This is a genomic window from Streptomyces lateritius, assembly GCF_014649715.1.
GTDB classification, from domain to species: Bacteria; Actinomycetota; Actinomycetes; order Streptomycetales; family Streptomycetaceae; genus Streptomyces; species Streptomyces lateritius.
In genome coordinates this window covers 396,350-409,028 of record NZ_BMTO01000005.1, presented here as the reverse complement: position 1 = coordinate 409,028, position 12,679 = coordinate 396,350, and the positions used below count along the sequence as shown (strand labels likewise).

Genomic DNA, 12,679 nt, shown 5'->3' with positions numbered 1-12,679 from the left:
AGCAACAGCACGGGCACCGTGCTGTTGCTCGCCGCCCAGGCCGCCCATCTCGGCGGCGTCATCGGCTTCGCCCGCAACCTCTCACGCATCATGATGCGCAGCCCGGCCCAGCAGGCCGACACCGCACGGCACCCCATTCCAGTGGAGATCACCCTGACTCTGTTGCTCGTCCTGTGGCCGGTGAGCATCGTGTATCCGGCCCGCCGCAACGCTGCCCGCCGCCGCAGACACTGACCGCTCTCAGCGCTCGCCAACTCGGGGGCGGGGGTTCGAGGTGCCCGTGGTCGCCGAACCAGCGGGCGAGTCTGCCGCGCAGACCGGCCCAGGAGACGAACGCCTGCTCCGGCCACGGGGTGCGGAAGAAGGCCATGCAGGCGGCGACCGATAGCGGCCGTGCGACGAGCAGGAGGACGAGGCCGAGGCGAGAGCGGGCAGGACCGCGGAGGAGCTCTTCGAGTGTCACGTCCACGCTCTCAACGCGCTGGGCGGGGGGGCCGACCGGAGAGGTCCGCTACGACAACCTCAGAGCAACGGTCGCCCGGGCGTTGCGCTTCTCGCGGCAGCGGGTGGAAGCCGAACACTGGGATCGTGTTCCGCGCCGGATCACGGCAGGGAGAAGGACGTCGGGCTCACAGCCGCGCTGTCGCGATCGCTGCCAGGGCATGCGCTCGCCAGGTGGAGTCGGTGATGTCCTGGGCGATGCGCTCGGCGTGCTCGGTGTCAGCAGGGGGCCAGCGCTATGGCCAGGTCTCGTAGGGCGATCGCCTTGAACACGTCGTCGGTGATTCTTCCCGCGGTCCGTCTGGCGCGGTCGGCGTAGGGCGGTCCGTGTGTGACGAGTTCGGCCTGTAGGCGCATGATCTCGCTCAGCTGCCAGTCACGGTGCCCTTTGTCCTCGGATGCCTGGCGAACGATGCGTTCGCTTCGCGGGCGTAGCCCGCCGCGCGGTCGGGATCGCTCTCGACCAGGGCTTTCCGGTCTCGACCAGGGCCATGGCGATCGACGACGGGGGAAATCCTCTGTCCTCGTCCGGGAGGCCACGCGCGAGGCGTTCAGACTGCCGGACGAACATGCCCACCCGGTCGGGATCCGTGCCCGCGACGACTTTCCCGGCTTGGGCCAGCCACCCGCTTCGACAGACTCGGCGACCGCTGCGAGGCTGCCTCCCCCTCGCCTCAATCGTCCTATGGCTCCGTGAACCCACCCGAGATCCTGTGCGGATGATCTTCTGCTGGGTAATGTGAATCTTCGGACACCAAACGCATGTCCCCCACCATGCCCGCCGGGCAACGCACTTGACCGAGTGGCGTGTTCCACGCACGAAGACGTCCCCGCGGCGGGACGGTGGGCCGCGGACGGGGCCCGTTCCTCGGCCGTGCGTCGGCTCGCGGGGCCGGGGCCGGCCATGGCCGCCGCGGAGACCGCGGCGGCCGGAAAGTGAGTAGACAGATGCAACCGACGTTCGTCCTGGTTCACGGAGCCTTCGCGAACTCCTTCTCCTTCGCGCCCCTTCAGGCCGAACTCGGCCTCCTCGGTCACCGTTCGGTCGCCGTCGACCTGCCCGGCCACGGCTTCCAGGCGACCTTCACCCGCGCCTATCAGGCGCCCCAAGACCCCGACGGGCTCGCCACCGCGCCCGGCTCGATCAAGGGCGTCACGCTCGCCGACAACGCCGCGCACCTGATCGGGATCCTGGAACGGGCCAAGCGGAACGGCCCCGTGATCCTCGTCTCCCACAGCCGTGGCGGCATCACGGCCACGGCCGCGGCCAACGCGCGCCCGGACCTGATCGACCGCATCGTCTACGTGTCGGCCTGGTGCCCGGTCCGTCTCGACGTCGGTGACTACTACGCCGAGCCGGAGATGGCCGGGGTCGACCCAGCTGCCTTCGCTTCGACGCTGGCCGGGAACCCTGCCGACCTCGGCCTGCTCCGCGTCAACTTCCGCACCGCGAACCCCGACTCGCTCGCGGCGCTCAAGGCGGCCTTCTTCGCCGACGGCACCGACGAACAGTTCCTCGCCTTCCTGAACACCTTCCAGCCCGACGAGAACCTGGACGTGGGCGGTCCTGCCGACCGGGCGCGGGCCGACACCTGGGGCGGCATCCCGAAGACCTACATCCGCCTTGCCGACGACGCGAGCATGCCCCTCGCCATACAGGACCGGCTGATCCGCGAGGGCAACGAGCTGACGCCGGACAACCCGTACGACGTCCGCACACTGGAGGGCAGCCACCTGAAGTGGCTGGTCGACCCGGCGCCGGCCGCCCGCGCCCTGGGCGAACTCGCCACGCTCCCGGCCCCCTCCGGTCAGGCGTGACCGGAATCGGGTGAGGGGCGGTGGTGGTGAGGGCAGCCGCTCGTGTGAGGCCCCCGCTGCCGTTCCCTCATGCCGGCGATCCCACGTGCGTCGGACGCCGGAGCAGAGCGGGTCCGGGGCGGCGGTCCGCCGCCCCGGAGCTGCCGGTCGCCTGCCTGCTTGCACTTGTTCAGCCGCCCGGTGAGCGGGGTGTTCGCCCCTCCAGGGCGCTCTACCTCGAACTAGCCGTCCTGGGGGCACAACGGTTCTGTCGGCCGGGGCTTCCGCTCAGCCTGAGTTTTGCCAACTCTTGCAAGCAGGCGGCCCCGACGGCCGCGGCCCCGCGTTGTCGAATCAGCAGCCCGCCCGGAGTCGGCACCGGGAGCTGAAGCACCACTGCAACGCCTGGGCCGGGTCAGACGAGGAGTTTGTCCCGGTAGGGCCTGTTGAGTGAGCTCCGGAGTGATCTCGGCCTCGACCGCTGTGGGCACCGGACACGTTCCCTGTGTCTTCGCCGCACGGGTGACTCCTCACCCTCGTCCATCACACCTTGCGATCCGTTGGTTCTGAAGCCTGAGGCAACCTACCTCTCAACCGGTAGACATCGTGGCGGGCTCCCCAGACCAGGCGACGTAACAGCGCGGTGAAGCATCCGAGGCCGGCGGCCCTCAGCCAAGTCCAGGTCGTCCGCAGGTAGGGAATCCTTCGGAGCGTCGAATACGCGCGGCCGGTCACTTTCCTCACTGCTCCTCATTTCGCTGACTGTCGTGGCGTGAGTGCGGGATAGACATCCGTTGGGGAGAAGAGCGTTCCCTTTCCGTCGGGTGGGACGAGCCAGGAGAGTTCGGCCACCTTCCGGCCGGGGTCGGGCACGGCCAGCCATGTCTCGGTCGTCAGATACCGAGCGGCCTTCTCCAGCCTTGTTGCGGTGCTGCCTGGACTCATCAAGAGCACGAGTTCTTGCCGCCTGCTGTTGCGAAGCACCGGGCCGGTCGTTGGATGCCCACGGCGGGCCACAGCATTGAGCAGGCCGTGCCCCAGCGTCTCCGGAACGGCCAGGGCGTCCCACAGCCGCCCCGCCGGCAAGAGCACGACACCGCGTTCGCTCAGTCTCCACTCACGCAGACACGTGGTGGGGTCGTCACAAGCGGAAGCCAGCCACCGAGCCGACCACAAAGAGGGGGTCATCTGCTACCTCGTTCCTGGGATCAGCCGACGAAGTGGCCGACTATCCCGGACCAGAAGCGGCATGGGCAGGGAGGCGGAGAGTGGCGGATTCAACCGGCCGACTCTTGTGATGTGTCAGGAGTTGCCAAAGCCGCCCAGCCACCGCTGGAGCGCGATGTGGGTGGTGTCGTCCAGCGTGCACAGGGCATCGATGGCGTGCAGGTCGCCCGGCAGGGGCGCGATACCTGCCGCGGTGAGAGCGGCGTGCAAATCCAGCCGACGACGGTCGGCCGGTGCCAGACGAATGGACGGCCGGCTCGACGGCGCAGGTGCCGGCGCAGGTGACGGCACCTGCGCCGGCGCCGGCAGCGAGTAGTCGCCGAACTCCATGGAACCGCAGGCCGTCGACGTCTCCTCGTACCGATCCTCCATGAACACGGCAGGGAAGCGGTACGGGTCGAGATCCAACGCCACGTCCGGAGCCTTGGCGAGCGCCTGAAACCCAGTCATGAGTGCCTCCTCAGTCGTCGTGCAACTGCAGACCACGACGGCAGGGGGATCAAGAGCAGTTCCGGCACAAGGGGACATCCACCCGGATGCCCCCTACGCCATCTCATCACAAGAGAGATGACCCGACGGAGACCACCGATGATCTCCCCGCGAGGGCGCTGGTGACCATGGTCCCGGCGGCATGCCGGAGCAGTCATCTGCCGCACATTCTGCTGATGGGCGGGTCGAGTCGAGAGCTCGTGGCACCGACCTCGATCGCGGTAGCGTTCCCTCTAGCGTCCGATCGGGGTGGTACCGACGCCGAAGCCGGCCGCGAAGACGTCCGGGCGACCCGCGAGAGACCGGCATCAACTGCTGGGCGGGTGAGGGACACCGGGGTTGCCGGGCATGTGCGAGCCTCTACGGTGCTGCGCGCGCTATTCCATCGTCGCGTCCAACTCCATGTTCCCGGAGCAGTCCATGAACCAGTGCGCGCGGAAGTCCACCGGCATCGGGATCGGGTGCTTCGGGTCGGTGAGATGACGGAAAAGGTACTCCGTGGCCGTGCAGTCGAACCGATGCCCTGCCCCCGGTTCGGCTCCGGTGACGTAGACGGGCCACCGGTCGGGGTCGGAACCCCCGGTGATCCAGTGGAACCCCTGCTCGTGCTCGTTGCTCATCCAAGGCACCAGCCCGCCCGAGGCGGGGAACGGCGGATACGGCTCCCAGGGCGCCTGGCCCAGTCTCGCCGCCGACTCGGCGTTCTTGATCAGGTCGTCCGGCACGGACACGTACTGGAAGCCGTCGAACAGGCCATGGCCGAACGTTTCGACGAGGGCCTTGTAGTCGCTCGGCAGGCGTGTTCCTAGGCGAGACTCGACTGCCGCCCAGTCGACCTGGCTCGCACTCCTCGGCACCCAGCCGGTCACGGCGACGAGCCGTTCCAGCCACGAGGTCTCGGCGGGCAACTGCTCCGTGACCGGCGTGCTGCGAAAGGCGATCAGCAGGGCGGGGCCGGCATCCTCGCCTTGACGGGTTCGACCGAAGGAGACCCACCGGTCAGTGAACGGCCAGGCGTACCTCCAGTCGACCTGCTCCGACAAGGGCAGTGGCGGCAATCGGTCGGCGCCGGCGAGTGGCTCGCCGTACCGGTCGGAAAGGGCCTCGACAAGGTTGCTCAGGTCAGCACGACCGGAGACAGGAAGGCAGACATGACCTGACGCATGTCCGTGCTCACGGCAATCCAGGTCACGGAGATCCGGCCACAGGATCTCGGCCACGGCGGCCAGAAGCTGTTCGTCGTCCATGCCGCAAGTCAAGCACTCGCCGCCGACAGCAGAGCTCACGAGGCAGCGTCGTACCTCCGGCCTGCCGTCCCGCCCATGACCTGCTCGAACTGAGGCTGGAACAACGACTCGGCGGCCTTCACCGCCTTCCTCGAACAGCTCGACGCGACCATCGCGCCAAGCCAGGACATTCACGTGGTGCTGTGCAACGGGTCTTCCCTCACCGCCAAGCGCACCAAGAAGTGGCTGGCCGACCATCCGCGACGGCACGTGCACTGGACCCCGCCTACTCCGCCTGGCTGAACCCAGGTGGAGCTCTTCTTTTCCGTCTGACCCGCGGGGTCCTGCGGCACGGAGACTTCCGCAGCCGCGACGACCTGATCGACAAGCTCGAGAGCACGTGATCAACCGCAACATCGCCGCCGAGCCGTACAAGTGGACCTACGACGGCACCCCGCTCAAGGTCGCCCGATGAGGGCCTGAGCAGGGATTCTGAAGCGACACCTGTAAACCCTTTGCTGCTTCCGGGTCGGCACGGCTATCTTCACCGGGCCGCCGGTCGCCCCAGGCCGACGCCGTCGTCAAGGAGGTGTGCAGCACATGCGCACGAACGGTCAGCAGTCGAACCCAGGTCTCGACAGCTTCCACCTCCCTACGACGGAGACACCTTGTCTGTTCGCATCACCGCACTGACCGACCCCGACACCATCCTGTCCAGCCACCGCCTGGTGTGGCTGGCATCCGACACCGACGGAATCCCCGTCGGGTCGGCGTTCCTGCGTCTTTACACCAGCACCGGGCAGGACCACCTCGCCGCACTGGAGCTCCACGTCCATCCGGCCGAGCGGCGCAACGGCACCGGATCCCGGCTCCTGGACGCGGCCATCGCCGCCGCACGCCAGGACGGCCGACGCTCTGTCATCACGCAGGCCGAGGCCGGCTCTCCCGGCGACCGGTTCCTGCCGGCCCGGGGCTTCCGCAGGGTCCTGACCCTGACCTTCACCCGACTGTCGTTGGCCGAGGCGGACATCACCGCTCTCACCGAGATCACCGACCAGTCACACCCCGGCTATCTGCTGGCGTCATGGGAGGGCACGGTCCCCGACGGCCTCGCCGAGACGTTTGTCGCGTCGCGTCATGCCATGGACGACATGCCGATGGGCGGCACCGACTTCGGCACGGTGACCTGGGACCTGGACCGGGTCCGGGCCGCAGCGGCGGCAGTCGAAAGGCGTGGCGACCTACTGCACACCGTGGTTGCCATCGACGAGTCGGACGGCTCGATCGCCGGGTTCACCGAACTGGTCGTCCCCGGCGACGGCAAGGGCGACGGCCAGCACTACGGCACCGGCGTCCTGCCCAAGCACCGCGGGCACGGCCTCGCCCGCTGGATGAAGGCCGCCTCGATCCGAGAGGCCCACGAGCGGCACCCGGACCTGGGTGGCCTGCTCACCGACACCGCCGACAACAATCCGTACATGCGCCACATCAACGACGCGCTCGGCTACGTGCCGATGCACACGACATTCGAGTACCAACTCGATCTCTAGGAACGACGGGGGCCGGGCCATCGTTCTGACCCGGCCCCCGCAACCGCGAGTTCTCCTGGGATCCCCTTCGTACCTGCCGGGCTTGCCGTCGGCTGGACTACGCCCCCCTGGATCGTCGGCCAGCATGATGGCCGTGGAGATCCGTTTCTCCACGTGCTCGCGATGGACCACAAAAGCTTTGACCGACCGCCATCACGATCTCCAAGCCGTGCCGGCCGATCCGGGTCGGGCCGGGCGCCAGGACCGCCGGCGGCGTCGGGGCGCTGTCCCACACGATCACCTCGATCGTGCCGCCACTGACGCTTGCAGTTCTCCAGGACGACGTACTGGTGCGAGGGCCCTGCCGCGCAGGGGAGGTCAGTCGTGACGAGGCCGGGCAACGTCCGCGTCAGTCACTTCGCGCGTATGCTCCCTGCACCACAAGGATGCGGCCGCAGCGCCGCGGCGGCCGCTCACAGGTGGCCGTCCAGGAAGTCCCGCACCTCGGCGGTGGTCATGGGCCCCGTGCCGTGCGCCACCGCCTCTCCCTCCTTCAGCAGGACGAAGGACGGGGCCCCGGTGATCCCGTATCGCTCGGTTGCGACCGGACAGCGCGTGATGTCGGTGCGGACGGCCGTCAGGCGGCCCGTGTACTCGTCGGCGATGCCGCCCACGACGAGGTCCATCGCCCGGCAGGGCTCGATTGCCTTGGGCCACGTCCCGGTGAAGTACGCGAGGACCGGGACTTTGCTCATCCTGAGGATGAAATCGAACTCTGCGTCCTCACGGGGTTGGTGAACCCGCTTCGTCATGGAAGCTCCTGACATATGTTCCGTCGTTCCATCCCCATCATCCCCCGCGCGGTGCGGCAGCCGGCCCGGCGGCACCGGCCCTCTGAGACGGCGGGGCGCGAGAACCGGGGCGGTGAGTACTGCACGACGTCAATTCCTTGCCTCCCCGCTCGGCCCCCTCCACTTCTGGATGCGGAGCCCGGTCGCGGGGCAGCTTGGGCCGAGGGAGAAGCGGTCCTAGGCGTCGGCGAGAAGCCCGTGCGGCGTCCACGTTGGTCGAGGGCCCTGGTCAGGTCGCGATTCGCGGCCCGCGCGGCGTCGCACTAAGGGCAGAGCGGCGGCGCACCGGCCGTCTCCGAGCTGCTGGATGATCGGCGGCTGGTCGGTGTCCGTGAGGCCGGCCCTGTGCATGGCTTGGGCGATCGTGGCGAGGTAGGGGGCGGCGGCGCGGGCGCGTAGCTCCGGTGGCGGTCTGGGCGAGGGCGGTGCGGAGCCGGCCGGCCGGATATCCGAGGTCGGCGGCCGCTTGTGCGGGCGTGAGGCCGGGGTCGGCGGAGCGGTGGTCGGCGATGCACTGGGCCCTCAGCTGGGTGAGGGTGCGCTGGTCGAGCCAGGTCACGGAGTGGAGCGCGGGCGTTGCGGGCCCTCCTCGCCCGGTCGAAGGTCACTGGTCGGCGGAGCGGCGGAGTGCTGTCATGGGTAGGGAAGACGCGTTGACGAGTCGGCAGGGCCGCGGAGGCCGACGTGCCGCGCGTCGTCCGCCCCGGGCGGTCCGGCCGCGGCCGCCCCGCCGCAAAACGGAGGAGGCCGATGCCATGCTGCACCGCCGCACGGTCGGTGACGTGATGACCGAGGAGGTCGTCACCCTCCGCCCCGGTACACCGCTTCAAGAGGTCGCCGCCCTACTGGACGCGAACGACATCGTCGCGGCCCCCGTCATCGACGACGACGGCACCCCCGTCGGTGTCGTGTCCGCGTCCGACGTGCTGCGGCATGAGACCGGCAGGCCCGATCCCCAGGGGCCGGACGGAAGCGACGAGCACGCCTGGGGCAAGGCCCGGGCCCGGACCGCAGGCGCGCTGATGAGCAGCCCGGTCTTCACCGCCCGCGCCGACTGGACGATCCCCCGGGCCGCTCGGGAACTCCGTAGTCGGCACGTCAAGCAGCTGCCGGTGGTCAGCGACGACGGGCTCCTTACCGGCATCGTCAGCCGCAGCGACCTACTCGACGCCTTCATCCGGCCCGACGCCGAGATCCGCGATGAGGTCGAGCAGGACATCCTGGGACGCATCCTCGGTCTGGACGAGGGCACCGTCGCGGTCGAAGCCAGGGACGGGGTCGTCACCCTGCGGGGCCACGTCCCGGACCCGCGTCTCGTCCCGGTGGTCGTGGGCCTCTGCCAGGGCGTCGACGGTGTCGTCTCCGTGGACGCCCACCTCGACGCCGCCCAGGCGGGTTGACCTGCGGTGATGAGGTTGCCGCTGGTCAGGCACTGGGCAAGGCCGGTGGCGTGGGGTTGGGCAAGCCTCGGACGCAGGTGTGACCGAGCAGTGTGAACGGCCCGTCTGGCCAACCGAACGCCCCCAGCGGGGTGGCCTGGGAACACCGCACCGAAGGCCCCAGCGCGAGGGGTACGCCACGGCAAGATTCAGACCTTGGGCGCGTGGAGTACGTGCGGCCCTCGGCGAGCGCCTCAAGCGGCTCCGGCCCGGAGGCCGCTGCGGAGGTAGCGGATGCCCTCGCCCTCCAGAGCGGTGCCAGTCCTCGCCGATCGGGTGGCCCCGGCTGGTCGCGGTACGCCATCCGTATCGCTCGTCCCACACGAGCGCCGCCGCATCATCAGCGCGTTTGCGCCCGGCGCGGCGGCCTCGGGAGGCATCCCGCTGCCCCGGTCTTCTCAGGAGAGGGCGGTCGGTTTGCGGGGTGGCGGGACGGCCCGCAGTAGTTCCCACAGGGGGCGTGAGCCGGACGCCCACACGGCGAGGGTGTGGCGGTCGACGACGTGCAGGCGCTGCTGCCTGGCGAAGGCCACTGCGGGCGCGGTGACCCGGCCGTTCGTCACGATGACCGCGATGTCGGCGCCGTGGACCTGGCGGGCGGTGCCGTTGAGGACCTGGAGGTCAAGTGTGCCGACCGCGGAGCCGGCGAGGCCGTTACGCCTGTGCTTGCACTGGATCACCCAGCGCCGTCCGTAGGGGTCGGTGGCCTTCACGTCGGCGCCCAGGTCCCCGCCGCCCCCGACCCGGGTCGCGTCCTGGCAGCCGTCGCGGCGCATCAGGTCCCGCACCGCGTCCTCCAACCGGGAGTGATGCGGGGCGTCCAGCTGGGATAGCCCGTAGCGCAGGCCCTGCGCACGGACCGTTTCCCACCGGGCCTTCTGCTGCTTCTGGTAGAGCCGGCCGCCACCGGCCAGCACCGCAAGCGCGCCGATGAGAATCAGGATCCACCAGTGGGCCAGCAGCCAGTTGACGACGACCACCACCAGGGCGGCGGCCAGGCCCGCGGCCATGAGGAGACCGGTCAGCCGGTCGTCTGCGCGCTGCCGCCGCCTGCTCTGCCTCCGGGTACGCCGCGACACCGGCGGGCGCCTGGTCCTCCCCCGCCTTCTACGGGCGCGGGGGCTCATCGGCTGGCCTGCGTGACGCCGCTCGCGAGCTGACCGAGGATGTTCAGGATTCCCTCGCCGACCGGCGTCGGGGCGAGGAGGACTCCCAGGGCCAGGACGATGACCACGGTCATCTTCTCGTCGAAGCGGCTGCGGGAATGTGCGCGACGGCGCAGCCGAAAGAAGACGATGACTGCGAGCAGCACAGCCACATTGATGGTCACCAGCTGCCCACACCCCTGTCACACCCGGCCGACGCTCCCGTGTGGGTGGCTGCGCCACCCCGGCATTCTTGTGTAGCCGGGCCTCAGTGATGCCGGAGGCAGATTGCCGACGAATGGCACAAAGCAGTCGGACCTGGCTGGATACCGTGGTGAGCGACGTTCTGCATGAGCCGGTACGACGGGCTTGGTGACAGCCGCGGTGAAGACGTTCGTGTGAGAGGTCGGATGTCTGGGGCGAACTTGCTGTGCGACGACACGGGGAAACCCGAAGAGCCGTACCGCGGCGGAGGCTACCTCTCCGGTCGGGTCCGTGCGATACCAAGTCCATACGGCCGGACACGAAAGGTGTCCTGACCACGATCTCCGCCTCCTGCCCGGGTCAGTACCGGGGCGAGCACATGCCTGATCGCGGCGGCCCGGGTCGGCGGCAGCTTCTAGGCTCTACTGCATGGCAACAAGACTCGTGCAGATCAATATGAAGGCTCAGGACGACTCCGTGCTCGGCCGGTTCTGGGCGGAGACACTCGGTTGGGGTGTCGACAGCGAGGGACCCGGCGTCACCAACCTCGAACCCGTGGGTTTCGCCTACCCCGACCCCGTGGCCGTCTGCATCGACATCGTCGCCCGCCCGGAACCAAAAACGGTGAAGAACCGGGTGCACCTTGATCTGGCCAGCACCTCGACCGCCCATCAGGCGGAGTTGGTCGCACGCCTGAAGGACCTCGGTGCGACGCTCGCCGACGTGGGTCAGGGCGACGTCCCCTGGACGGTCATGGCCGACCCGGAGGGCAACGAGTTCTGCGTCCTGGAGCCCCGCCCGATCTACCAGGACACCGGGCCGATCGCCGCGGTGGTGGTCGACTGCGCCGACCCACGAGGAATGGCACGGTTCTGGGGCCAGGCGATGGACTGGACGCTGCACGAGGTCACCGACGACCACGCGGCCATGCGATCCGCCAAAGGCGTAGGCCCCTACCTGAAGTTCCTCCGCACCCCCGACACCAAGAGCGTGTGGAATCGCGTCCACCTCGACGTCTGCCCCTACCCCGGTGACGACCTGGCAGCAGAGGAAGCCCGACTCCGCGCCCTGGGCGCCACCGACCCTGGTATCGACCAGTCCGCGATCTCCTGGACGGTTCTGGCCGACCCGGAAGGCAACGAGTTCTGCCTCCTCACCCCTCGCTGACCCTGAGCAACGGCTCAGGCCGGTTTCGGGTCAGCGGCGAAGACCGCGTGGCGTCAGCGCATGCCGCCGGAGACGGGGAGGGTGTCCTGGTGACCCAGCGCGCCCATCAACGGACGTCAGGAAGGCCCCGAGCGTGCCGTAGTTGTCGGTGGTGCCCGTACGGCCCCGGCGCCTACGGCGGCGCCCGGTCGCAGGTCGGGGGCCACAAGGCTGGGGACATCCATCGAGCAGGTGTGGGGTAATGCCCGATCAGGGGTGGCTGTTTCCACGTGGTTGGTCGCCACGGAGGCGTCATCCTGGCTGCCCGGCAAGGACAGCACGGCGGGATGAGGCGGTAGATTCCCGGGCCCGAACAGCCCGTCCTCCCGTGCTCGGGCCCGGGCGCGGCCACGGGGGCGCCGCCCGCACGGATCTGCCGCTCGGCGGCGGGCAGCGGAGCCTGGGCACCGGCGTACTGCTCTGCGAGGGGCGTTCCCCTCCTCTGCGGCCGCACGGCGGATGTCGCCCAGGCCCCGCAACGCCACCCGCGACTTTCTCAACGCCCTGGAACCGGCCCCCGCATGCGCACACCTGACCTGGACAGCGCCCAAAGCGGCTTCGGCGGGCACCTGATCCACCGCATGGCCCCCGAGACCACGCCGACGGCACAACCGTCACCGCCCACCTGGCGTGCTGCTCAGTGCGACAACACGGCGACGGTTAGGCCGGGAGGGGCGGTGAGCTTTCGGTCGGCCTGTTCGCGGCGGCGCTCGGTGTTCCGATATCGGCGTGGCGTCTAACGAAAAGGGAGATACATCTCATAACGTCTGGCTCAGCAGTATCACTGAAAGCGACTCGTGCCGAGTCTGACGAAAGTGGAGATGCCGTGCGCAACCTTCGCAAGGCCGCTGTTGTGGCTGCCATGGTCGGGAGTATCAGCATGCTCGGGGCAGGTGTAGCCTCCGCCGACAACGCGTACGGAAGCGGCAACGGCGCCGACCCGGCGCTGTGCCACCAGGAGATCCACCAGGGGACCGTGCAGAACGGCCTCATCAACATCGCCGATCTGGGGCTGGGGCTCCTCGGCAACGGCTCGGGGCCCGCACGCGCAAACCAGCAGATCTG

11 protein-coding genes are annotated in these 12,679 nt (G+C 69.3%); 6 read left to right on the top strand and 5 right to left on the bottom strand.

Features of this window, described 5'->3' with window-relative positions; translation table 11 throughout:
• Both IE136_RS12925 and IE136_RS12920 read left to right on the top strand, forming a co-directional pair.
• The coding region (locus IE136_RS12925) for a hypothetical protein (RefSeq protein ID WP_189600384.1) at nucleotides 1–234 on the top strand (234 nt) is incomplete at its 5' end.
• Between the two features lie 1,215 nt (nucleotides 235–1,449).
• A complete protein-coding gene (locus tag IE136_RS12920; protein WP_189600383.1) occupies nucleotides 1,450–2,319 on the top strand; it encodes an alpha/beta fold hydrolase in 870 nt (289 codons plus the stop codon).
• A 1,281-nt stretch (nucleotides 2,320–3,600) separates the two neighbouring features.
• Here the strand turns inward: IE136_RS12920 and IE136_RS12915 are convergent.
• A complete protein-coding gene (locus tag IE136_RS12915; protein WP_229818808.1) occupies nucleotides 3,601–3,975 on the bottom strand; it encodes a hypothetical protein in 375 nt (124 codons plus the stop codon).
• Between the two features lie 416 nt (nucleotides 3,976–4,391).
• The gene (locus IE136_RS12910) at nucleotides 4,392–5,261 is read right to left on the bottom strand and encodes an SMI1/KNR4 family protein (RefSeq protein ID WP_158984067.1); all 870 of its coding nucleotides are present in this window, start codon (nucleotides 5,259–5,261) and stop codon (nucleotides 4,392–4,394) included.
• A gap of 647 nt (nucleotides 5,262–5,908) precedes the next feature.
• Here IE136_RS12910 and IE136_RS12905 point away from each other — a divergent pair.
• A complete protein-coding gene (locus tag IE136_RS12905) occupies nucleotides 5,909–6,790 on the top strand; it encodes a GNAT family N-acetyltransferase (protein ID WP_158984069.1) in 882 nt (293 codons plus the stop codon).
• Nucleotides 6,791–7,242: 452 nt separating this feature from the next.
• On the opposite strand, the gene IE136_RS12900 is transcribed toward IE136_RS12905, so the two are convergent.
• Nucleotides 7,243–7,581, bottom strand: coding sequence for a thioredoxin family protein (locus tag IE136_RS12900; RefSeq protein WP_158984071.1), 339 nt, complete (start codon nucleotides 7,579–7,581; stop codon nucleotides 7,243–7,245).
• Between the two features lie 794 nt (nucleotides 7,582–8,375).
• Between IE136_RS12900 and IE136_RS12895 the strand changes: the two genes are divergently transcribed.
• Complete coding sequence (locus IE136_RS12895; RefSeq protein WP_189600382.1) at nucleotides 8,376–9,020, top strand: CBS domain-containing protein; 645 nt, start codon at nucleotides 8,376–8,378, stop codon at nucleotides 9,018–9,020.
• 437 nt (nucleotides 9,021–9,457) lie between these two features.
• On the opposite strand, the gene IE136_RS12890 is transcribed toward IE136_RS12895, so the two are convergent.
• Nucleotides 9,458–10,186: a restriction endonuclease gene (locus IE136_RS12890; RefSeq protein WP_158984075.1), complete on the bottom strand. Its 729-nt coding sequence runs from the start codon at nucleotides 10,184–10,186 to the stop codon at nucleotides 9,458–9,460.
• A complete protein-coding gene (locus IE136_RS12885) occupies nucleotides 10,183–10,392 on the bottom strand; it encodes a hypothetical protein (protein WP_158993875.1) in 210 nt (69 codons plus the stop codon). The genes IE136_RS12890 and IE136_RS12885 overlap by 4 nt, the downstream gene beginning before the upstream one ends.
• Nucleotides 10,393–10,837: 445 nt before the next feature.
• On the opposite strand from IE136_RS12885, the gene IE136_RS12880 reads away from it, so the two are divergent.
• A complete protein-coding gene (locus IE136_RS12880) occupies nucleotides 10,838–11,575 on the top strand; it encodes a VOC family protein (protein WP_158984077.1) in 738 nt (245 codons plus the stop codon).
• Nucleotides 11,576–12,494: 919 nt separating this feature from the next.
• A partial coding sequence (locus tag IE136_RS12875) for a hypothetical protein (RefSeq protein WP_189600381.1) occupies nucleotides 12,495–12,679 on the top strand: 185 nt, incomplete at its 3' end.